Annotated in this window: 24 protein-coding genes; 9 read left to right on the top strand and 15 right to left on the bottom strand. The window is 66.0% G+C overall.

Annotation, left to right across the window (positions count from 1 at the left end):
* Positions 1 to 4 precede the first annotated feature (4 nt).
* The 3 genes from R5H30_RS20615 to R5H30_RS20605 are packed head-to-tail and all read left to right on the top strand — an operon-like array spanning position 5 to position 3133.
* Positions 5 to 1087 carry an ABC transporter permease gene (locus R5H30_RS20615; RefSeq protein ID WP_318330628.1) on the top strand — a complete coding sequence of 361 codons (1083 nt, stop codon included), beginning with the start codon at positions 5 to 7 and terminating at the stop codon, positions 1085 to 1087.
* The gene (locus R5H30_RS20610; protein WP_318330625.1) at positions 1087 to 2007 is read left to right on the top strand and encodes an ABC transporter permease; all 921 of its coding nucleotides are present in this window, start codon (positions 1087 to 1089) and stop codon (positions 2005 to 2007) included. Before R5H30_RS20615 ends, R5H30_RS20610 begins: the two co-directional genes overlap by 1 nt.
* A 52-nt stretch (positions 2008 to 2059) precedes the next feature.
* Positions 2060 to 3133: a BMP family ABC transporter substrate-binding protein gene (locus R5H30_RS20605; RefSeq protein ID WP_318330623.1), complete on the top strand. Its 1074-nt coding sequence runs from the start codon at positions 2060 to 2062 to the stop codon at positions 3131 to 3133.
* Positions 3134 to 3302: 169 nt separating this feature from the next.
* Here the strand turns inward: R5H30_RS20605 and R5H30_RS20600 are convergent, their stop codons facing one another.
* Positions 3303 to 3731 carry a CBS domain-containing protein gene (locus R5H30_RS20600; protein WP_318330622.1) on the bottom strand — a complete coding sequence of 143 codons (429 nt, stop codon included), beginning with the start codon at positions 3729 to 3731 and terminating at the stop codon, positions 3303 to 3305.
* A 171-nt stretch (positions 3732 to 3902) separates the two neighbouring features.
* On the opposite strand from R5H30_RS20600, the gene R5H30_RS20595 reads away from it, so the two are divergent.
* Positions 3903 to 4784, top strand: coding sequence for a sulfotransferase domain-containing protein (locus tag R5H30_RS20595; protein WP_318330621.1), 882 nt, complete (start codon positions 3903 to 3905; stop codon positions 4782 to 4784).
* A gap of 67 nt (positions 4785 to 4851) precedes the next feature.
* Here the strand turns inward: R5H30_RS20595 and R5H30_RS20590 are convergent, their stop codons facing one another.
* From R5H30_RS20590 to R5H30_RS20580, 3 genes are all read right to left on the bottom strand, one after another.
* Positions 4852 to 6222 (bottom strand): glutamate--cysteine ligase, encoded by a 1371-nt coding sequence (locus tag R5H30_RS20590; RefSeq protein ID WP_318330620.1) that lies wholly within the window; start codon positions 6220 to 6222, stop codon positions 4852 to 4854.
* A gap of 68 nt (positions 6223 to 6290) precedes the next feature.
* Entirely contained in the window at positions 6291 to 6818 is a 528-nt protein-coding gene (locus R5H30_RS20585) for a hypothetical protein (protein WP_318330648.1), read from the bottom strand.
* Positions 6809 to 7528: a 16S rRNA (uracil(1498)-N(3))-methyltransferase gene (locus tag R5H30_RS20580; RefSeq protein WP_318330618.1), complete on the bottom strand. Its 720-nt coding sequence runs from the start codon at positions 7526 to 7528 to the stop codon at positions 6809 to 6811. Before R5H30_RS20580 ends, R5H30_RS20585 begins: the two co-directional genes overlap by 10 nt.
* An 11-nt stretch (positions 7529 to 7539) precedes the next feature.
* On the opposite strand from R5H30_RS20580, the gene ubiA reads away from it, so the two are divergent.
* Genes ubiA through R5H30_RS20565 form a run of 3 tightly spaced genes read left to right on the top strand, consistent with a single transcriptional unit; the run spans position 7540 to position 10891 of the window.
* Positions 7540 to 8502 (top strand): 4-hydroxybenzoate octaprenyltransferase, encoded by a 963-nt coding sequence (gene ubiA, locus R5H30_RS20575; RefSeq protein WP_318330617.1) that lies wholly within the window; start codon positions 7540 to 7542, stop codon positions 8500 to 8502.
* A 60-nt stretch (positions 8503 to 8562) separates the two neighbouring features.
* Complete coding sequence (locus R5H30_RS20570; RefSeq protein WP_318330615.1) at positions 8563 to 10575, top strand: OmpA family protein; 2013 nt, start codon at positions 8563 to 8565, stop codon at positions 10573 to 10575.
* Complete coding sequence (locus R5H30_RS20565; protein WP_318330613.1) at positions 10568 to 10891, top strand: hypothetical protein; 324 nt, start codon at positions 10568 to 10570, stop codon at positions 10889 to 10891. Before R5H30_RS20570 ends, R5H30_RS20565 begins: the two co-directional genes overlap by 8 nt.
* Here R5H30_RS20565 and R5H30_RS20560 read toward each other — a convergent pair.
* Positions 10888 to 11511, bottom strand: a complete 624-nt coding sequence (locus tag R5H30_RS20560; protein ID WP_318330612.1) for a methyltransferase domain-containing protein — start codon at positions 11509 to 11511, stop codon at positions 10888 to 10890. The genes R5H30_RS20565 and R5H30_RS20560 overlap by 4 nt on opposite strands.
* A gap of 102 nt (positions 11512 to 11613) precedes the next feature.
* On the opposite strand from R5H30_RS20560, the gene R5H30_RS20555 reads away from it, so the two are divergent.
* Positions 11614 to 12507 carry a LysR family transcriptional regulator gene (locus R5H30_RS20555; protein ID WP_318330610.1) on the top strand — a complete coding sequence of 298 codons (894 nt, stop codon included), beginning with the start codon at positions 11614 to 11616 and terminating at the stop codon, positions 12505 to 12507.
* Positions 12508 to 12509: 2 nt separating this feature from the next.
* Here the strand turns inward: R5H30_RS20555 and R5H30_RS20550 are convergent, their stop codons facing one another.
* From R5H30_RS20550 to R5H30_RS20505, 10 genes are all read right to left on the bottom strand, one after another.
* Positions 12510 to 12953, bottom strand: coding sequence for a molybdenum cofactor biosynthesis protein MoaE (locus R5H30_RS20550; RefSeq protein ID WP_318330609.1), 444 nt, complete (start codon positions 12951 to 12953; stop codon positions 12510 to 12512).
* A 3-nt stretch (positions 12954 to 12956) separates the two neighbouring features.
* A complete protein-coding gene (gene moaD / locus R5H30_RS20545) occupies positions 12957 to 13202 on the bottom strand; it encodes a molybdopterin converting factor subunit 1 (RefSeq protein ID WP_318330607.1) in 246 nt (81 codons plus the stop codon).
* Positions 13202 to 13867: a CDP-diacylglycerol--glycerol-3-phosphate 3-phosphatidyltransferase gene (pgsA, locus tag R5H30_RS20540; RefSeq protein WP_318330605.1), complete on the bottom strand. Its 666-nt coding sequence runs from the start codon at positions 13865 to 13867 to the stop codon at positions 13202 to 13204. Before pgsA ends, moaD begins: the two co-directional genes overlap by 1 nt.
* A gap of 64 nt (positions 13868 to 13931) precedes the next feature.
* The gene (gene uvrC / locus R5H30_RS20535) at positions 13932 to 15815 is read right to left on the bottom strand and encodes an excinuclease ABC subunit UvrC (RefSeq protein WP_318330604.1); all 1884 of its coding nucleotides are present in this window, start codon (positions 15813 to 15815) and stop codon (positions 13932 to 13934) included.
* A gap of 278 nt (positions 15816 to 16093) precedes the next feature.
* Positions 16094 to 16873: an SDR family oxidoreductase gene (locus tag R5H30_RS20530; protein WP_318330602.1), complete on the bottom strand. Its 780-nt coding sequence runs from the start codon at positions 16871 to 16873 to the stop codon at positions 16094 to 16096.
* A gap of 25 nt (positions 16874 to 16898) precedes the next feature.
* Positions 16899 to 17846: a calcium/sodium antiporter gene (locus tag R5H30_RS20525; protein ID WP_318330600.1), complete on the bottom strand. Its 948-nt coding sequence runs from the start codon at positions 17844 to 17846 to the stop codon at positions 16899 to 16901.
* Positions 17843 to 18016 (bottom strand): hypothetical protein, encoded by a 174-nt coding sequence (locus R5H30_RS20520; protein WP_318330598.1) that lies wholly within the window; start codon positions 18014 to 18016, stop codon positions 17843 to 17845. The genes R5H30_RS20525 and R5H30_RS20520 overlap by 4 nt, the downstream gene beginning before the upstream one ends.
* Positions 18017 to 18019: 3 nt before the next feature.
* Complete coding sequence (locus R5H30_RS20515) at positions 18020 to 18817, bottom strand: S49 family peptidase (RefSeq protein ID WP_318330595.1); 798 nt, start codon at positions 18815 to 18817, stop codon at positions 18020 to 18022.
* Positions 18818 to 18886: 69 nt separating this feature from the next.
* Positions 18887 to 19648 (bottom strand): ABC transporter permease, encoded by a 762-nt coding sequence (locus R5H30_RS20510; protein WP_318330592.1) that lies wholly within the window; start codon positions 19646 to 19648, stop codon positions 18887 to 18889.
* Positions 19645 to 20598 (bottom strand): ABC transporter ATP-binding protein, encoded by a 954-nt coding sequence (locus R5H30_RS20505; RefSeq protein WP_318330590.1) that lies wholly within the window; start codon positions 20596 to 20598, stop codon positions 19645 to 19647. Before R5H30_RS20505 ends, R5H30_RS20510 begins: the two co-directional genes overlap by 4 nt.
* 202 nt (positions 20599 to 20800) lie before the next feature.
* On the opposite strand from R5H30_RS20505, the gene R5H30_RS20500 reads away from it, so the two are divergent.
* Positions 20801 to 21571 (top strand): class I SAM-dependent methyltransferase, encoded by a 771-nt coding sequence (locus R5H30_RS20500; protein WP_318330588.1) that lies wholly within the window; start codon positions 20801 to 20803, stop codon positions 21569 to 21571.
* Positions 21572 to 21619 lie beyond the last annotated feature (48 nt).

The following is a 21619-nucleotide window of genomic DNA, read 5'->3' as shown; positions in this document are numbered from 1 at the left end:
CCGCGTGATCCGGCTGGAAAGGCGCCCGCAGCCCAGCCGGGCCTTCGCCTGGGCAACGCCCCTGCTGGCCGTGCTCGCCACCTTCTTCTTCGGCGGGCTGCTCTTCGCCGCACTCGGCAAGGACCCGGTGCAGTCGATCCTGACGATCTTCTGGCAACCGCTCTTCGGCGAGTTCTCGTTCTTCTACCGCCCCCAACTTCTGGTGAAGGGCGCGCCGCTGATCCTGATCGCCATCGGCCTGTCGCTGGGATTCCGCGCCGGTGTCTGGAACATCGGCGCAGAGGGCCAGTACATCATGGGCGCGCTGTTCGGCGCTGGTGTGGGCCTCGCCTTCTACCCCGCGGAGAGCGTGCTGATCTTTCCGCTGATGGTGCTGGCGGGCGCCTTCGGCGGCTGGATCTGGGCGATGATCCCGGCCTTTCTCAAGGTCCGCTTCGGCACCAACGAGATCCTCGTGTCACTGATGCTGGTGTATGTCGCCGAGCAGTTCCTCGCCTCGATGTCACTGGGGCTGCTGAAAAATCCCGAGGGCTTCGGCTTTCCCGGCAGCCGCAACCTGCAGCAGTACCCCTCGGCCTTCAACGGAGAGCTGATCGCGGGGACCGGCATGCACTGGGGCGTCGTCGCGGCCTTCATCGCGGTGATCCTCGCCTATGTCCTGCTCGCCCGGCACAAACTCGGCTTTGCCATCCGCGTGACCGGCGAGGCGCCGCGCGCCGCACGCTTCGCCGGCGTCAACCCGGCGCGGCTGGTGCTCTTCTGCCTCGGCATCTCCGGCCTGCTCGCCGGGCTTGCCGGGCTCTTCGAGGTCTCGGGCCCGGCGGGTGTGGTCAGCATCGATTTCAACGTCGGATACGGCTTCACCGCGATAATCGTGGCCTTCCTCGGCCGTCTGCACCCCATCGGCATCCTGCTGGCCGGGATGCTGATGGCGCTGACCTACATCGGCGGTGACATCGCGCAAAGCCAGCTCGGCCTGCCCGCTGCCGCGATCCAGGTCTTCCAGGGCATGCTGCTCTTCTTCCTGCTCGCCTTCGACATCCTTACCCATTTCCGGCTGCGCATCGGCCAAGCGGAGGCCGCCTGATGGACCTGTCTGCAATCAACCCGCTGCTGCTGATCGCGGCCCTGATGAGCGCCGCCACGCCGATCCTGCTGGCCGCGACTGGCGAACTGGTCGTCGAGCGGGCGGGCGTGCTGAACCTCGGCGTCGAGGGCATGATGATCGTCGGCGCGATATGCGGCTTCGCCGTCGCGGTCGAAAGCGGGTCACCCTTGCTGGGCTTTATCGGCGCAGCCCTCGGCGGGGCCGTGCTGAGCCTGCTCTTCGCCTTCCTCACGCAGGTGACGCTGGCCAACCAGGTCGCCTCGGGCCTCGCACTCACGCTTTTCGGCCTTGGACTTTCCTCCCTGCTGGGGCAGGGGTACGTCGGTGTGAAGCCGCCGCGCATGGGCGACATCGACTTCGGCCCACTGGCCGACATCCCCGTCATCGGTCCGATCCTCTTCACCCACGACCTCATCCTCTACATCGGCCTCGCGCTCGTCGCCGGCGTCTGGGCGCTGCTGCGCTACACCCGCGCGGGGCTGATCCTGCGCGCCGTGGGCGAGAACCACGATGCCGCACATGCGCTCGGCTACCGCGTGGTGCGGGTCCGCACGCTTGCCATCCTCTTCGGCGGTGCCTGCGCCGGGCTGGGCGGCGCCTACATCAGCCTCATTCGCGTGCCGCAGTGGACCGAAGGCATGACGGCGGGTGTCGGCTGGATCGCGCTGGCCCTCGTCGTCTTCGCCAGCTGGAAGCCCTGGCGCGTTCTGCTGGGTGCCTATCTTTTCGGCGGCATCACCCAGTTGCAGCTCAATCTGCAAGGGGCGGGCGTTGCCATACCGGTCGAGTATCTGGCAATGTCGCCCTACCTGATCACGATCATCGTGCTGGTGATCCTGTCCGCGGACAAGAGCGCGGCGCCCGGCTCTTTGGGCCGCAGTTTTCACGCCTCGAACTAGGGGCCAAACAAGAGCCCCGCGAAGGGGCGTTCAACATGGGGAAGACCTGAAAATGAAACTCACAACGCTTCTGACCGGCGCCACGCTGGCGCTTGGCCTTGCGACCGGCGCCCTGGCGCAGGACAAGACCAAGGTCGGCTTCGTCTACGTCGGCCCGGTGGGCGACGGCGGCTGGACCTACGAGCACAACGAAGGCCGCCTTGCCGTCGAGGAAGAGTTCGGCGATGCGGTCGAGACCGTCTTCGTGGAAAGCGTGCCGGAAGGTCCCGACGCCGAGCGCGTCATGACGCAGATGGCACTCGACGGGGCGGACCTGATCTTCACCACCTCCTTCGGCTACATGGACCCGACGATCAACGTCGCCCAGAAGTTCCCGGACGTGAAGTTCGAGCATGCCACCGGCTACAAGCGCGCCGACAACGTGTCGACCTACTCTGCGCGCTTCTACGAAGGCCGCGCGATCCAGGGCCACATCGCCGGCAAGATGACCGAATCGAACATCATCGGCTACATCGGCTCCTACCCGATCCCCGAAGTGATCCGCGGCATCAACGCCGCCTTCATCCACGCCCGCAACGCCAATCCGGACGTGCAGTTCAAGATCGTCTGGGCCTACACCTGGTTCGACCCGGCCAAAGAGGCGGATGCCGCCAAGGTGCTGATCGAACAGGGTGCCGACGTGGTGTTGCAGCACACCGACTCGACCGCGCCCCAGGCGGCAGCCCAGGAGGCCGGCAACGTCATCACCTTCGGCCAGGCCTCCGACATGGCGCAATATGCGCCGAAGCCGCGGGTCTCGTCGATCATCGACAACTGGGCGCCCTACTACATCGCCCGCACCAAGGCGGTGATGGACGGAACCTGGGAGAGCATGGACACCTGGGACGGGATCGGTGCCGGCATGGTCGGCATCGGCGAGATCACCGACGCGGTGCCCGAGGACGTCAAGGCCGAGGCGCTCGAGATGAAGGACAAGATCGCCAGCGGCGAGTACCACCCCTTCACCGGCCCGATCAACAAGCAGGACGGCAGCGCCTGGCTTGCCGAGGGCGAGACGGCGGATGACGGCACGCTGGCCGGGATGAATTTCTACGTCGAGGGCATCGAGGGCGACATCCCGCAATGATCCCGCGCCGCCCGGTCACATCGACCGGTGCGGACAGCGACCTGTTACAGCCGCCCCGACCGGGGCGGCTGTTTCTGCTTCGGGAATGCGCAAAAAACGCGTTGAAACCCCGCCAATCGCGGGAGCTTCGGTCAGGGACTCGGGCGGCGCGGAGCCGGTGGTCCTGCGCTCAGCCCGTTGCGGGGCTCAGGCTCTTGCGCAGACGCGCGCCAAGACCGGGCCCGGCAGGCTGGAAATCGCGGATCGACACCATTCCGACGACCTTGCCGTGGTCGCAGACCGGCAGGTGACGAAAACGCCCCTTGTTCATCACCGCGACAGCCTCGGCGGGTTTGGCGTCAGGCGGCAGCCATTGCGGGTTCGGCGTCATCACCTGCTTGACGGTGGTCTTGTCCGGCGTCCGGTTGACGATTACGCAGCGCCGGATCACGTCGCGTTCGCTCAGCATGCCGACGAGGTCTCCGTTCAGGTCGACCACCGGCAGCGCTCCGACATTGGCCGCACTGAGGATCATGCAGGCGGTCTGGACGCTTTCGTCCGGGGTGGTCTTGTGGACCGGGCCGCTGGAAATGACATCGGCCAGTTTTGTGAATTTCATGCTCGAACCCTCGACTGGATGCCCCTTCGCCCCAGTACCACGCCCGGCACCTTCCAGGCTAACGGTTAGTGGCTTGACTTTTAATCGTTTTTTTTCCGGATCGTTCGAAACTGCCGAGGTGCGCTGCTGCGCCTGTCGTGCTAGGGTCGCGACAGGGACGGGAGGGCGCCGATGCGGACCGGGCCGCGGATCTATAACTCACTCATAACCGACAACCGGCGCTGGGCCCATATCGCGCTGCGCACCGGCGACATCCTGGTCTGCACCCCGCCGAAATCCGGCACGACATGGACCCAGGTCATCACCGCGCTGCTGTTGAGCGGGGATCCGGACCTCGCCCCCGAACTCTCGGTCAATCACCCCTGGGTCGACAACCGGATGCGCCCCATCGAGGACCGTGTCGAGGCTCTGACATCGCAGACGGGACCGCGCAGCCTGAAATCTCACACGCCACTCGACGGTCTGCCCTGGCACGACGGTGTCTACTACATCGCCGTCTACCGCCACCCGCTCGATGCTCATTACTCGATGCGCAACCACGTCGCCAACATGCCGGACGCGATCACCGCCTTCGCGTGGTACTTCCCGGAGGACGATCGGCTCTGCTTCCGGCGCTTCCTCGAGGGGGCGGACGAGGGGGCCGACTACGACGCGCTGAGCCTCGCCAGCATCCTGACCCACTACCGGACCTTCCGCGACGCGGCCCAGCGGCCGAACGTGTCCCTGCTGCACTATGCCGACATGTGCCGCGACCCGGCCGGAACGGTGCGGCGCATCGCCGGCATCCTCGGCATAGATCACGACGCCGCACTGATGGAGCGGCTGATCGGGGCAGCGGGCTTTGCGAACATGAAGGCCAACGCCGGGCGCTACGCGCCGGCGGGCGGCACCGGATTCTGGCGCGCGGACGATCGCTTCTTCGACAGCGCCTCGCATGGCAAGTGGCAGGGAAAGCTGAGCGACGCGGAGATCGCGGCCTATGGCGCGATCATGGACGAAACACTCGACCCCGAGGACCGGCGCTGGCTCGAATGGGGATCACAGAGCCCATGACGGCACCGCGCGGGACCCGAAAAATTGCAATTTTCCGGCCCGTTTTCTTGCAAGAAAACGGTGGCGCTCAGTAGGAATAGTCCGCGTAGATGCGGTCGAGATCGCCGTCCCAGTCGCCATGATAGCGATCGATCAGCTCGTCTGCCGGCGCCTTGCCGCTTTCCACGCTTTCTTGCAGCGCGTTGAGGAAATGCGTCTCGTCCGGGATCATCCCGCCGGCCCCGGCACGCGCGCGTTCTTCGAGACCAGCCCGGCTGATCGCTACCGCCTCGCGCGCGACGTCGAGCAGCTTGACCCCCGCGACCTCGGCCGCAAGACCGTCGACCGAGGCCGCGACGCGCAGGGCCTCGCGCGTCTCGGCGTCCCAGCCCTTCACCAGATCCCAGGCCGCGTCGAGCGGGCCTTGCTCGTACATCATCCCGACCCAGAAGGCCGGCAGGGCGCAGAGCCGGCGCCAGGGACCTCCGTCCGCGCCGCGCATCTCGATGAAGCGCTTGATGCGGGCCTCGGGGAACAGGGTCGTCAGGTGATCGGCCCAGTCCGACAGCGTCGGCGTCTCGCCCGGCAGGGCCGGCAGCTCGCCCTTCAGGAAGTCGCGGAAAGACTGGCCCAGCGCGTCGATGTACTCGCCGTTGCGGTAGACAAAGTACATCGGCACATCGAGCGCGTATTCGACCCAGCGCTCGAAGCCGAAGCCCTCCTCGAAGACGAAGGGCACCATCCCCGTGCGCGCCGCATCGAGGTCGCGCCACACCCGCGAGCGCCACGACTTGTGCCCGTTGAGCTTGCCCTCGAAGAACGGCGAATTGGAAAACAGCGCCACCGCGACCGGCTGCAGCGCGATGGCCACGCGCAGCTTCTGAACCATGTCGGCCTCGGAGGCGAAGTCGAGGTTGACCTGCACCGTGCAGGTGCGCCGCATCATCACGCGCCCCATAGTGCCGACCTTGCCCATGTATTCGTTCATGAGCTTGTACCGGCCTTTCGGCATCATATCCATCTGCTCATGGGTCCAGACCGGGGCCGCGCCGAGCCCGATGAACCCCGCACCGATGCGGTCGGCCACGTCCTTGACCTCGCGCAGATGGGTGTTCACCTCGTCGCAGGTCTCGTGAATGGTCTCGACCGGCGCGCCCGAAAGTTCGAGCTGCCCGCCGGGTTCCAGGCTGATGTTGGCCCCGCCCTTCTCAAGCCCGATGATGTGTCCGCCCTCGCGGATCTCGGCCCAGCCATGCGCGTCCCGGAGACCCTCGAGCATCGCCCGGATCGAACGCTTGCCCTCGTAGGGCAACGGCAAAAGCGTATCCTTGCAGTAGCCGAACTTCTCGTGCTCGGTACCGATCCGCCAGTCGGACTTCGGCTTGCAGCCGTCCGCGAGGTATTGCGCAAGTTGCTCGTGTCGTTCGATCGGGCCGCCGCCGGACTGGGGGATGGACATGCGTGGGGGCTCCGATCAGGCGTTCGTTTCTCAATACCGTCAGGACATGCGAAAGTTACGCCAGCGTGTCAATGCAGACGAAATTCCGCAGGCCGCGAGGGTCGGCGCTCCCAGATCACCACGCCCTGCACTGCCGGTGACTGCAATTCCTGCAGCATGCGTTCGGTCCGAAGGCCGGGCAGTGTGGCGAATGCGTCAAAGAGCGCATCGGTCCCGGCAGCGTTCACCGGGATCATCAGCGGCGGCTGCCCGGGCTGGTCGAGCCGCCAGTGCGCTGGGTGCGGTTCACGAAGAAGTGTCAGCCGTTCCAGTTCGCGCAACGCGACAGAGCCTCCGGTCAGCGGTCCGAGGTAATAGACCCGTCCCTCGTCGACCTGCACGGCCCCGACCCCGTCGCTCGGCCCGCGGAAGCGCCCGCGCTGGACGCCGACCCAGAGCAATCCGAGCCCCGCCGCCAGAAGCCCCAGCGCCGGCAGCACCATGATCCCTCCGGGACCGGCCAGCCACCAGAGCCCCAGGAGCACCAGCGCGCCGCCGACCAGCGCCTCGCGCCAGCGCAGGAGGGCCGCGCGCGCCTCGGGCCGGATCACGTCCAGTCTCCCAGGTGCGTCTGCCAGAGCGTCATCGCGGCGACGGCGGCGGTGTCCGCGCGCAGGATGCGCGGCCCGAGGGCGACGGCATGGGCCTGCGGCAGCGAGCCGAGCCGCGCGCGCTCCGGCTCCGAGAACCCGCCTTCGGGTCCGATCAGGATGGCCCAGGGTCCGGGGTCGGCAGGCAGATCCGTCACCGCGCCGGCCAGCGCCTCGTCGCAGAACATGATCCGGCGCGTCGCGTCCCAGCCGTCGAGCAGCCGGTCGAAGCGGACCATCTCGGCCACCTCCGGCACGTAGGTTCCGCCGCATTGCTCGGCCGCCTCGACCGCATGAGCCTGCAGCCGCTCGCGCTGGATGCGTCCGGAATTGGTGAACGCGGTCTGCACCGGAACGATCCGAGCCGCGCCCATCTCGGCAGCCTTCTCGACGATGAAATCGGTGCGCGCCTTCTTGATCGGCGCGAAAACGAGCCAGAGGTCGGGCGGCATCCGCAGCGGCGCAGTCTGCTCGACAGCCGCAAGCGTGCCGCCCCGCTTGCCCGCCTCGGCGACCTCGGCGCGCCATTCTCCGTCGCGCCCGTTGAACACCAGCACGGCGTCGCCTGCGCCCAGCCGCATCACCCCGAAGAGGTAATGCGCCTGCTCGCGCGTCAGAGGAAAGGTTTGCCCCTGCCCCAGCGGGTGATCTACATAAAGCCGGATTTTCGCGGTCATGGGAGTTACATATGCGCGACAAGGTGCAAGCGCCAGACGGGCAGGTCGCCGACGCCGTCCGCGGCAACTGGGTCGACCGCTACGCCCCGGCAGCCATGCGCCCGTATCTGCGCCTGAGCCGCGCCGACCGGCCCATCGGCACCTGGCTCTTGCTGCTGCCCTGCTGGTGGGGTCTCGCGTTGGCCATGTTGCACGACCAGAGCGCCAGCTGGCACGATCTCTGGATCGCCGTCGGCTGCGGCATCGGTGCCTGGCTGATGCGCGGCGCGGGCTGCACCTGGAACGACATCACCGACCGCGATATCGACGGCAGTGTCGAGCGCACCCGCTCGCGTCCGATCCCCTCGGGGCAGGTCAGCGTGATGGGCGCGCTTGCCTGGATGTGCGCCCAGGCGCTTGTGGCCTTCGCCATCCTGCTGACTTTCGCCCCGGCCGCCATTGCGCTCGGCGTGTTGGCACTGCTGCCGGTCTGTATCTACCCTTTCGCCAAGCGATTCACCTGGTGGCCGCAGATCTTTCTCGGCCTTGCCTTCAACTGGGGCGCGCTGCTGGCCTGGACGGCGCATACCGGCCGGCTCGAACTGCCGGCCGTGATCCTTTATGTCGCGGGGATCTGCTGGACACTTTTCTACGACACGATCTACGCCCACCAGGACAGGGAAGACGACGCGCTGATCGGGGTAAAGTCCACCGCACGTCTCTTTGCCGACGACACGCCCAGATGGCTGCGGCGGTTTCTCGTCGGCACCGTCGCGCTGATGGGCCTCGCCGTCCTCTACGCCGCCCTGCCGCAGGCTTCGGTGCTTGCTCTGGTCCTGGCGCTCGGAGGGCCCTGGGCGATGGGCTGGCACATGATGTGGCAGCTGCGCATGCTCGATATCGACAACGCCGACCGGTTGCTGAGCCTCTTCCGCGCCAACCGCGATACCGGCATGATCCCGCTGGTCTTCTTCTGCGCGGCCCTGCTGGCCTGATTGAAACCGGCAGGCACGGGGCGTACATCTCTCATCTGACGAAACCACTCCGACGGTGACATGCGCCTTTCCATCGCCCTCTTCACAGGTCTCTCCTTCGCTGCGGCAGCCGGTCTGTCCTACGTGACCGCAAACGCCTCGGTGCAGTTCATCGAGGACAATACCGAGATCGAAGTCCGCGATACGCTCGACGAGGAGGGCCTGACCTGGGCCGAGGTCGAGGCCGACGGCCTGCGTGTCATCGTGGCCGGCACCGCCCCGACAGAGGCGCTGCGGTTCCGGGCGCTGAGCACCGTGGGCTCGATGGTCGACGCCGCTCGGCTGGTCGACGAGATGGAGGTCGAGGCGACCGCGGCCATCGACCCGCCGCGTTTCTCTGCGGAGATCCTGCGCAACGATTCGGGGTTTTCCGTGATCGGCCTGATCCCGCAGAGCACCGACCGCGAGGCGCTGATCGAAGCCTTCGACCGGCTCAGCGACGAACCGGTCGCCGACCTGCTGGAGACCGCCGACTATCCCGCGCCGTCAGGCTGGCAGGATGCCGTCGCCTTTGCGACCAACGCCATGCGCGACCTGCCGCGGGCCAAGGTCTCGATCGCCTCGGGCAACGTCTCGATCACCGCAATTACCGACAGTGAAGAGGACAAGCAGGCGCTCGAAGAGAAGCTGCGCAGGGCCCAGCCGCCGGGACTTTACGTCACGCTGGCGATCTCGGCCCCGCGCCCGGTCATCACGCCCTTCACCCTGCGCTTCGTCATCGACGAGGCCGGACGGCGCTTCGATGCCTGCTCGGCCGATACCGAGGACAGCCAGCAGCGCATTCTCGACGCCGCGATGGCAGCGGGGCTGACCGGGCCGGGCCGCTGCACCATCGGCATGGGCGTGCCCAGCCCGAACTGGAGCGATGCTGCCGTGACCGCGATCGCGGCACTTGCGGAACTGGGCGCCGGCTCGGTCACCTTTTCCAACGCGGACGTGACCCTGACCGCCGCCCCCGGCACCGAACAGGCGCTCTTCGACCGCGTCGTCGGCGAGTTGCAGAACGATCTGCCCGAGGTCTTCGCGCTGCATGCCGATCTGCCGAAACTCGAGGATCCCTCGGCCGGGCCGCCCGAATTCGTCGCCACGCTCAGCCCCGAAGGCCAGGTGCAGCTGCGCGGGCGCATCTCGGACGAGGAGATGCTGCGCCTTGCCGACAGCTTCGCCAAGTCGCGTTTCGGCAGCGGCAACGTCTACACCGCGACGCGCATCGTCGAGGACCTGCCCGAGGACTGGCAGATGCGCGTCTTGACGGGGCTGGAGGCCCTGGGCGAACTGGGCAATGGCGCGGTCTCGATCCAGCCGGAGCTCGTACGCGTCACCGGCAGCACCGGAGACCCCGACGCAAGTGCCGAACTTGCCCGGCTGCTCGCCGCCCGGCTTGGCGACGCCGCGCGTTTCGAGATCGACGTGGCCTACAAGGAAGAATACGACCCCGTGGCGCTCGCCCCGACGCCCGAACGCTGCGAGGAAGAGATCGCCGGGATCGTCGCCGTGGGCAAGATCAACTTCGAACCCGGCAGCGCCACGATCGACGCCACTGCGCTCAAGACAATGGACGAGATCGCGGACGTGCTGAAGGAATGCGGCGACCTCCCGATCGAGATCCAGGGACATACCGACAGCCAGGGCCGCGAGGAGATGAACCTCGCGCTGAGCCAGGCGCGAGCAGAGTCGGTCATAAACGAGCTGCGCGCGCGTCGCGTGTTGACCGGCTCGTTCGTGGCCGTGGGTTACGGTGAAACGCAACCGGTGGCCGACAACGGCACTGAAGATGGTCGCGAGGAAAACCGGCGGATCGAATTCCACCTGATCCGCCCGGATACCGTGACGCCAACGGGCGAAACGACACTGGAAAGCCTCGCCGAAAATGGCGATACAGGGGCCGAACCGGACGCCGCCGCATCGGAAGAGACCGACGCGGACGCGGACGGCGATTCGGCTGAAACGGAGACTGCGGATGGCGATGCGCCCCCGTCTTCGGAGGCCGGGGACGATGCGGCATCCGAAGAAGGGGACAGCGCCAGTGAATAGAACCGAGTTCGTCGTCGCAACGGCCGTCGTCCTTTTCGTGGCCTTCTGCCTCGGCTGGTTCGCGCACTGGCTTCTGAACCGGTTCACGCGCGTCAAAGCCGAGGACGTGGCCCAGCTTGACCGGATGAGCCAGGAGTTGCACGAGGCCGAAGAAACCCGCGATCAGGCGATCACCTACCTGCAGCAGCGCGAGGCGGAGCTTACCAACCAGCTTGCCCAGACCGAAGCCGAGCTGCGCGCCGCGATGGACGGGCTGCGCGACGCCCGGCACGAGGCCGAGGACCTGCGCGCCCGGCTCGAACGGCAGGCCGGCTAAAGCTTTCGCGCGACGACGAACCGGCTCGGCGGCGACCGGTCGGGATACGACCCCGTCTCGACGATCTCGAATCCGGCCCGCGCGATGCGCGCCTCGATCTCTTCGGTCGTGAAGGCGTGAACCATCGGCGCCTTTCCGACCAGTTGCATGACCTTGATCATCGCCAGAAGCAGGCGCTTGCCGCCCACGCAGCCGGTCTTGGAAATGAAGAGCCCGCCAGGTTTGAGCGCGGCATGGACTTGCGCAAGCGTGCCGTCCACGTCCGGCACGAGGTGCAGCAGGTTGAAGGCCATCACCACGTCCAGCGGCTCGGGCGTGCCGATCCCCTCGGGAAAGGCCGTCACGCGAAAATCGAGATTCGCCGGACCGTCCGTCTGCGCCTTGCGCCGCGCGATACGGATCATCTCGGCGGAGATGTCGGTCGCTGTCAGATGGGCAACCGAAGGCGCCAGCACCAGTGCGGTCGACCCGGTCCCGCAGCCGATCTCGAGCGCGCGGTCGGTCTCGTTCAGCCAGGAGCGCGTCCGCTCCAGCGTCTGCGCGTAGGCGTCGGGATCCGACACCGGGCGCCTGGAGTATTTCTCGGCGACCTTGTCCCAGAATTTCGCATTGGCGTGCATGGCAATATCCGTCCTCGGCTCTCTTGCGCGTCGGCGTCGACATAACAATGCAATTCCGTTAGGTGAACTGGTCAGAACTCTACCGTTGCTATGCAGGAACGCATGGATAACCGGCTTGCCGATTTCGACTGGATGCAGGCGCGCGCCTTTCTCGCCGTGGCCGAGGCCGGATCGCTTACCGCCGCGGCACGGGTGCTGGGTCTCGCCCAACCGACGCTGGGCCGGCAGATCCGCGCGCTCGAGGCGGACATCGGCGTCGCACTTTTCGAGCGCGCTGGCCGGGGGCTGACGCTGACCCCGACCGGGCTCGACCTGCTGGAGCATGTCCGCACGATGGACGCGGCGGCGCAGCGCTTCGCGAGGGTGGCCTCGGGTCGCAGCGAAGTGCTGGAGGGCCGGATCGTCATCACCGCCAGCGAGATGATCGCGGGCTACACGCTTCCGCCGATCATCGCCGCCCTGCGCCGAGCCCACCCTGGCATCCAGGTCGATCTGCTGCCCTCAAATGCTGCGAAGGACCTGCAGCGCCGCGAGGCCGACATCGCGATCCGCAACTTCCGCCCGACCCAGCCGGACCTCGTGGCGCGCAAGATCCGCGAGGATCGCGCGGGTTTTTACGCCACGCCCGAATGCTTCGAGCGGTTCGGACGGCCCGAGACCCTCGCCGACCTGGCGCGCGCCGAATTCATCGGTTTCGATGCGGGCGACGGCATGATCGAGGCGATGAACGGCCTGGGCCTCGCCGTGACCGAGGCCAACCTCACCCTGCGCGGCGGCAACCACTTCGTCTGCTGGGCGCTCTGCCTCGAAGGTCTCGGGATCGGCGTCGTGCCGGAAGAGGTCGGCGATGCAGAAAAGCGCGTCGTCCGCGTGCTGCCGGCGTTCGACAGGATGGTCTACCCGCTCTGGCTGACCTCGCACCGCGAGGTCCGGACAAGCCGCCGGGTGCGCGTCGTCTTCGATTTCCTGGCCGAGGCGCTGAGCCGCAACGCCTGAGGCTACCAGCGGTCGAGCGCGGCTTCGTCCTCGTCCTTGGCCTCGACCCAGTGCGCGCCCTTGGCGGTGATCTCGCGTTTCCAGAAAGGCGCGCGCGACTTGAGGTAGTCCATCAGGAACTCGGCCGCCTCGAAAGCATCCTTGCGGTGCGGTGCGGCGGTGCCCACCATCATGATCAGCTCACCCGGCGCAAGACGTCCGTGGCGGTGAATGACCAGCACCTGCCCCAGCGACCAGCGCGCGACCGCCTGCTGCGCGATCTCGCGGATCGACGCTTCGGTCATGCCCGGGTAATGCTCGATCTCCATCGCCTGAAGCGGCACGCCAGGAAGGTCGCGCACGATCCCGGTGAAGGTGACCACCGCGCCCATGTTGCTGCAGCTTTCCGCGAAGACCGCGGTTTCCGCGCCCAGGTCGAACGGTTCCTGCTGGACCGCGATGCGCATGGCTCAGCCCCCGGTCATCGGCGGAAAGAACGCGACCTCGCGGACGCCTGCCAGCGGCGCGTCGAAGTCGGACAGCTGCTGGTCGAGCGCCACGCGCAGGGCGCTGGTGTCGGCGAAAGCCGCCTCGTAGCGTGCCTCGCGTCCGCGCAGTTCGTCGACCAGTTCCGACACGGTCGCGGCTCCGGTCTCGATCCTCTCCCGCGGCAGGCCGATGCGTTCGCGCACCCAGGCAAAGTACAATACGTCCATCACGTCTCATCCTTCAGATGCGGCAATGCCTTGCGAAAATAGTCCCATCCCGTCACCAGCGTCAGAGCCGCGGCGACCCAGAGCAGGAACAGCCCGAGAATACCGGCCGAGTGCATCGCCCAGCTTTTCCAGCGCAGGTTCTGCGTGTCCTCCGCAGCGCCGGCCAGTGCCGCCTGCACCTGCCCGGGATCGAGCCCCTCGGCGGAAACCGCGAGGTAGTGCTCGAAAACGCCCTGCGAGAACAGTACTGCGATCGCGACCATCTGGAAGGTCGTCTTCCACTTGGCGAGGTTTGTGACCTTGAGCGTGCCGGCCACGTCGCCGAGAAATTCGCGCAGCCCGGACACGAAGACCTCGCGGAACAGGATCATGGTCGCCGGCAGAACCAGCCAGGCCGACCAGCTGGAAAAGCCGATGATGACCATCAGCGCGATCACCACCATCGCCTTGTCGGCGATCGGGTCGAGCATCGCACCAAGCTTGCTTTCCTGCTTCCAGGCCCGGGCGAGATAGCCGTCGAACCAGTCCGTAATGGCCGCCGTCACGAAGAGAACCAGCGCGAACCAGTCCGCCAGCGGACGGCTGAAATAGAGGAACATGATCGCAACGCCGGGCGCCGCGAGAAGGCGCAGAACCGTGAGCAGATTGGGCAGGTTCATCGTCATGCGCTCACATTACATCGCCGCCAGAACGGGCGAAAGCGACAAGCGCCGCGGAGACGAGCGCCCCTCATCCGCGTTCGTTGAAGTAGTCATAGACCTTCTGCGCCAACCCTTCCGAGATGCCGTCGACGGCCCGCAGGTCGGCGAGGTTGGCCCGGCTGACCGCCTTGGCGGACCCAAAATGCGCCAGCAGCGCGCGTTTGCGCGCCGCCCCCACGCCCGGCACGTCGTCGAGCGGTGTCGCGCCGACCGCCTTCGCGCGCTTGGCGCGGTGCGTGCCGATCGCGAAGCGGTGCGCCTCGTCGCGCATGCGCTGGATGAAATAGAGCACCGGGTCGTTGTGGCGCAGCGCGAAGGGGCGCCGGTCGGGACGGTGAAACTCTTCCTTGCCGGCGTCACGGTCGATGCCCTTGGCGACGCCGATGACCGGAAGGTTCTCGACCCCCATCTCTCCCATGATCTGCGCGACCGCACTCACCTGCCCGGCCCCGCCGTCGATCAAGAGCAGATCCGGCCACTGGCCTCGGCTGCGGTCGGCATCCTCCTTCAGCAGCCGCTTGAACCGCCGCGTCAGCACTTCCTTCATCATGCCGAAATCGTCGCCGGGGGTCAGGTCTTCGCCGCGGATGTTGAACTTGCGGTACTGGTTCTTCAGGAACCCTTCAGGGCCTGCGACGATCATGGCGCCGACGGCGTGCGCGCCCTGGATGTGCGAGTTGTCATAGACCTCGATCCGCCCCGGCGACGCATCGAGCTCGAACGCCTCGGCCAGCCCCCGAAGCAGTTTCGCCTGCGTCGCGGTCTCGGCCATGCGCCGCGCAAGGCTTTCGCGTGCGTTGCGCAGGGCGTTCTCGATCAGTTCGGCCTTTTCGCCCCGCTGCGGCACGAGAAGCTCGACCTTGCGCCCGAGTTTTCCGGTCAGCGCCTCGGCCATCAGGTCGGGATTTTCGATCTCGTTGCTGAGGATCAGCTGTCGGGGCGGTTCGCGGGTGTCGTAGAACTGGCCGATGAACGCTTCGAGCACCTCGGCGGGCTCGACGTCGAGGCCGACGCGCGGGTAGTAGTCGCGGTTGCCCCAGTTCTGCCCGGAGCGGATGAAGAACACCTGCACGCAGGCCTGCCCGGTATCCATGTGCAGCGCGATGATATCGGCCTCGGTGACGTTCCTCGGGTTGATCCCCTGCGCCGTCTGGACCTGCGTCAGCGCCTTGATCCGGTCGCGCAGGGCGGCGGCGCGTTCGAATTCCATCGCCTCGGAGGCCTCGGCCATCTGCGCCGCAAGCTTGCCCTGAACGTCCGTCGACCGGCCCGACAGGAATCGTTCGGCATCCTTGACCGAGGCGCGGTACTCGTCGCGGCCGATCTTGCCGACGCAGGGCGCCGAGCAGCGCTTGATCTGGTACTGAAGACAGGGCCGCGTGCGGGTCTCGAACATGCTGTCCGAGCAGTCGCGCAACAGGAACACGCGCTGCAACTGGTTGAGCGTGCGGTTCACCGCCCCGGCGCTGGCGAACGGTCCGTAATAGCTGCCTTTTTCCTTTTTCGCGCCGCGGTGTTTCTTGATCTGCGGAAAATCGTGATCCCCGGTGACGAGGATGTTCGGAAAGCTCTTGTCGTCGCGCAGCAGCACGTTGAACTTGGGCTTGAGCTGCTTGATGAGGTTCTGTTCCAGCAGCAGCGCCTCGGCCTCGGTGCGCGTGGTCAGGAACATCATCGAGGCGGTCCCAGCGATCATCCGCGATATCCGGGGCGAATGCCCCAGCGGCCGCGCGTAGCTCGACACTCTCGCCCGAAGGTTGCGCGCCTTGCCGACGTAGAGCACACGATTCTGCGCGTCGAGCATCCGGTAGACGCCCGGCGATCCGTCGAGCGTCTTCAGGTAGCCCTGAACCACCTCGTGGCCGGTCGGCACGTCGCGCGCCGGGGACTGATCGGTTGTGTCGCCTGTCATGATTCTCCGCTCTGGCTGCACCTTACAGCGGTCGGTTTCAAGCCTTAAGGTTTCCACGGTTCATGTGGATAACTCTGCGCACAAGTTGCAGCCTCGCCGGATTTTCCCTTGTATCCCGCAGGTTTCAACGGTTTGCACAATAATTCAGCGTATTTTCAAGCTATTGAAATCGCGATATTTTTTTATCTTGGTCGCGCAAACATATGAAATCAAAGGCATTTTCGTAACGCTTTTGTAACGCTTTTGTCAGCAGGTGCGTAAGTCCGGCGAGAGGTCGCTCACCCGTCCCCGAGCACGTCCGGCGTACGCCATGCCAGGTGCTGTCCGCCGTCGACACAGAGCAGCTGCCCCGTGACCCCCGGTGCGTCGAGAAAGTAGCCCAGGGCCGACGTGACATCTTCGGGATTGGCCCCCCGTTCGAGGATGGTCGCGGCACGTTGCCGCGCCCAGTGCGCTTCGCTTTGGCGTTCACCCCGCAGGGTTGGTCCCGGGCCGATCGCGTTGACACGTATAGCGGGCGCCAGCGCGCGAGCCGATGTCTGCGTCAGCGCCCAGAGCCCCATCTTGGCCAGGGTATAGGTCATGAAGTCCGGGGTCAGCTTGCGCACGCGCTGGTCCACCATGTTCACGATCAGCCCCGAGGCCACCGGCTCGCCAGAAGGGTCGGTGTCGGGCGCAAGTCCCTGTGCAGCTATTGCCTGGGTCAGGAGGAAGGGTGCGCGAAGGTTCGACTGGATATGCCGGTCCCAGCTGTCGCGCGTCGCCGTCTCGATCGTGTCGCGCTCGAAGATCGAGGCATTGTTGACGAGGCAGGTGATCGGCCCGCCCAGCGCTTCGGTGGCCTCGGAAAAGAGCCGTTCGGTCTGCGCATCGTCAAGCAGGTCGGCCTGTAACGCCACGGCCTTGCGCTCCATCAGCCTGACCTTGTCCGCAACCTCCTCGGCCTCGGCTTCGGAACTGGCGTAGTGCACGGCGACGTCGTAGCCGCGGGCGGCAAGGTACAGCGCCATGGCACGGCCGAGGCGGCGGCCGGCGCCGGTGACGAGACAACGGGACATGTCATGCCTCCTTTCGGATCTGAATTCAGCTCAGGACGATGGCGAGATAGGCAAGATAGAGCCCCGACAGCACAACGCCCCAGACTCGGGTGATGTCCATCCGCATGAAGACGAAGGGGAACAGCAACACGGATGCCCCCAGCATCACCCAGAGATCGAAGTCGAGAAAGGCCGGATCGACCGGGATCGGCCGCACGAAACTGGCGATGCCGATGATGGCCAGCAGGTTGAACATGTTCGAGCCGATTACGTTGCCAAGCGCCACGTCGGCCTGGCGCCGCAGGGCGGCCATGACGGTCGTCGCAAGTTCCGGCAGCGAGGTGCCGACCGCGACCAGCGTCAGCCCGATCACGGTGTCGGAAACGCCGTAGGTCTGGGCGATGATCGTGGCGTTGGTGACCAGAAGGTCGGCCCCGAGCGGCAGCCCGACGAGACCGAGCACAAGGTAGACGATGATCCGCCACCAGCGCATCGACGGGTCCGCACCCTCGACCTCGTCCTCGGGATCGGCCTTGCAGGCCTGCCGGTGCAGATGCGCATCGCGGAACGCATCGGCCAGCATCAGCGCGAGACCGGCCAGCAGCACCAGGCCCGCGATCCAGTCGAAGACACCGCGGAAGGCCAATGCGATGAATAGCAGCGACGCGGCGATCATCTGAACGTAGGTCTTGCGCGAGTTGCAATGCGACGTATGCATCGTGGCCAGCAGCGCCGGGATGCCCAGAACCATCAGGATGTTGGCAGTGTTCGAGCCCACCACGTTGCCGAGTGCGAGCCCCGGCACGTTGTCGAGCGCCGCCGAGATCGAGATCAGCAGTTCGGGCGCGGAGGTGCCGAAGGCCACGATGGTCAGGCTGACGATCAAGGCCGGCACGCCGAGGCGAAGCGACATGTTGACGGCTCCCTTGACCAGCGCGTCGCCGGCCAGCAGCAGGATCACGAGCCCCAGCCCGCACAGCAGCCATGCGGTCATCGCTCACGCCCCCCGTGGCCGCAGGCGCAGGGCCCCTTGCCGATGCGGAACCGCCCGCAGGCAGGGCATTTCGGGGACGCGATGCGGGGGCCGCCGAGCCAGTGCAATTTGCCCATCATCGCGAAGACCGCGATGACCAGCAGGAACAGCAGTACGATCTTTACGATCATCGATCAGAGCCCGAACCGGGCAAAGGCGGCGCGTTCCTCGATATCGTCGGCGAGATGTCCGAATACCTGTGCGCCGAAGCGCGACAGCCAGGGCCGTTTCACGCCGTAGCGGCGAAAGCTCACCTTGTCGCCGAAACGTTCCTTCATCATCGGGCGCAGGTGGCCCACCCCATCGATCAGGCCGAGTTCGGTGGCCTGCTCCGCAAGCCATATCTCACCGGTGAAAAGGTCCCTGTCCTTGACGATCTTGCCTTCCCGCCGCCGCGCGACATGCGCCTTGAAGCTGTCATGGATACCGTCGAGCAGGGTCTTCAGCCGGGCCACGTCCTCGGGGTTCTCCGGACGGAACGGGTCGAGCATGGATTTGGACTTGCCGGCGGTGTAGACACGGCGTTCGACACCGTGGCGTTCGATGAACTGGTGCACGCCGAATGTCGCCGAGATGACACCGATCGAGCCCAGGACCGAGCTTTCGTCGGCATAGATCTCGTCGGCCGCAGCAGCCAACCAGTAGCCGCCCGAGGCCGCAACATCCTCGACGAAGGCGTAGACCGGGATTTCCTTTTCCGCCGCAAGGCGGCGGATGCGCGCGCCGATGAGCGAACTTTGCACCGGCGAGCCTCCCGGCGAGTTGATCTGTAACGCAACGGCCGCAGGCTTGCCGCGGCTGAAGGCCTTTTCAAGAACAGGCCCGAGCGTGTCGTCGTTCAAGGTGCCGCGCCCCGAGGCGCTGATCATCCCGGACATGCGGACGATGGCGACGACGGGGTCGGATTTCAGGAAGGGGATCCAGCGCTTCATGCAGCCCATGTAGATTGCGCGGGCTGGCGGGACAAGGCGGGCGGCGGCAAGTCTTTTGCCCCGCGCCCGTTATTGCCGCAGCCGCCAGCCGGTGCGGAAGATCCACCAGATCGTGCCGAGGCAAATCGCCGTGAAGGCCGCGATGGCCAGCAGGCTCAGCCCGATCGGCACGTCGGCCTGTCCGAAGAAGGCCCAGCGGAAGCCGGAGATCAGATAGACCACGGGGTTGAACATCGAGATCGTCTGCCAGACCGGCGGCAGCATCGAAATCGAGTAGAACGAGCCGCCGAGAAAGACCAGCGGGGTGACGATCAGCAGGGGCACCAGCTGCAACTGCTCGAAGTTGCCGGCCCAGATGCCGATTATGAACCCCATCAGCGCGAAACTGACGCAGGTCAGCACCAGGAAGGCGATCATCGCGACCGGGTGCAGGATCGTGATGTCGACGAAGAAGAACGCCGTCCCGAGGATGATCAGCCCGATGATCAGCGCCTTGGTCGCCGCGGCCCCGACATACCCCGCGACGATCTCGAGAAAGTTGACCGGGGCGGAAAGCAATTCGAAGACGGTCCCGATGAATTTCGGGAAATAGATCCCGAAGGAGGCGTTCGAGATGCCTTGCGTGATGACCGACAGCATGATGAGCCCCGGCACGATGAAGGCGCCATAGCTGACGCCCTCGACCTGGTCGATGCGGCTACCGATCGCGGCGCCAAAGACGACGAAGTAGAGCGATGTCGAGATCACAGGCGAGATCAGGCTTTGCGCCAGCGTGCGGAAGAACCGCGTCATCTCGTACTTGTAGATGGCCTTGATGGCGGTCCAGTTCATGCCGCGTCGTCCTTTGTGTCCTGGTCGTCGGCGTCTTCGTGAACGAGACCCACGAAAATGTCCTCGAGGCTGCTCTGGCGCGTGACCACGTCGCGCAACACCAGCCCGCAACCCGAGACGTCCGACAGCAGCTTGGTGATCCCGGTCCGTTCGCGGCGCGTGTCGTAGGTGTAGACCAGCGTGTCCGGTGCCTTCAGCGACAGATCATATTTCTGCAGTCGCTCCGGGATCGCCTCGACCGGCTCGGAGAGCTGAACCTCGAGCTGCTTCTTGCCCATGCGCGCCATGAGGCTTTGCTTTTCCTCGACAAGCAGCAACTCGCCCTTGGCGATGACGCCGACGCGGTCGGCGATGGCCTCGGCCTCCTCGATGTAATGCGTGGTCAGCACGATGGTCACGCCGGCCGCCTTGAGCCCGGCAACGACCTCCCACATGTCCTTGCGCAGCTCGACGTCGACGCCGGCGGTCGGTTCATCGAGAAACAGCAGTTGCGGCTCGTGGGCCAGCGCCTTGGCGATCAGAACACGGCGTTTCATGCCGCCCGACAGCGCGCGGATCTGGCTGTCGCGCTTGTCCCAGAGCGATAGGTCGCGCAGCACCTTCTCGACCAGCGCGTCGTCCGCGCCCTTGCCGAAAAGCCCGCGCGAGAAGCGCACCGTGTTGATGACCTTCTCGAACGGCTCGAGCGAGATCTCCTGTGGCACCAGCCCGATCATCGAGCGCGCCGCGCGGTAGTCGTTGATGATGTCGTGGCCCCCGACGCTGACGGAGCCCGAAGTCATGTTGGTTATGCCGCAGACCGTCGAGATGAGCGTTGTCTTGCCCGCTCCGTTCGGGCCCAGAAGTGCTATGATTTCGCCATGCTCGATGGACAGGTTCACGCCCTTCAGGGCTTCGAACCCATCGGGATAGGTCTTCCGGAGATCCCGGATGTCCAGAATTGCCGCCATGCGTTCCGTCCCTCTGCTTTGACGGAATACCTAATACGCGCCAGCGCAGAGCGACAGTGCATATCCGCACATCGCGCTCTGCGCTTGTGCGAACGCCGGTTCTCCCGGGGCATGGGAGTTACAGGCGATTGTCGCTTGCACGCGCACCGATCCACGGCAAACCGTGATATGACAGGGCAAGACCGCAATCGGAGCCTTGGCAATGTCGCGCGACCACCTGACCATCAACCGGGATCTCTGGAACCGAGACGCCGTCAACTGGGTCGAAGTCGGAGAACGCCTCTGGAGCCTTGAGACACCGGTGTGGGGAAACTGGAGTCACCCCGACGACGGACTGAACCTGCTTCCCGCGGACCTGACCGGAACACAGGCGATCGAACTGGGCTGCGGAACGGGCTACGTCTCGGGCTGGATGATCCGAAGGGGCGCGAAGGTCACGGCGATCGACATTTCCACCGAACAGCTAGCCGTCGCGCGCAGGCTTGCGCACGAGCACGGTGCGGACATCACGTTCATCGAGGGGAACGCCGAACAGACCGGCCTGCCGGACGCCGCCTTCGACTTCGCGATCTCGGAATACGGCGCGGCCATCTGGTGTCCGCCGGACGTGTGGTTGCGGGAAGCCTGGCGGCTGCTGCGTCCCGGCGGGCGGCTGGTGTTCCTCGGGAACCATCCGCTGTCGCTGATCTGCTCACCGCTTAACGGCGCGCCCTGCGACACGACCCTTCACCGCCCCTACCGGGGGATGTGGGGCGCGGACTGGACGGAGGTCGAATTCGAACCGAGCGGCATCTGCTTCAACCTGACCTTCGCGGACTGGATGGACCTGTTTGCAACCATCGGCTTTGCCGTCACGAAGTATCAGGAGGTCTATGCGCCGGAATGGTCTTCGGGAACACGCGGGGCCGTTCCGGCGGACTGGGCCAAGACCTACCCGGTCGAGCAGGTCTGGCACTTGCATAAGACCGCCTGACACGGCCACCGCAGGCTTTTCCTTGGCAGGTAAGAACCGACGCCGACC

Origin of the sequence: Roseobacter sp. FCG-D35 (assembly GCF_033436665.1) — a bacterium.
In the GTDB taxonomy this organism is placed as follows: Bacteria; Pseudomonadota; Alphaproteobacteria; order Rhodobacterales; family Rhodobacteraceae; genus JAWQFO01.
Note: the sequence above shows the minus strand (reverse complement) of the source record. Positions and strands in the feature narration are given on the sequence as shown.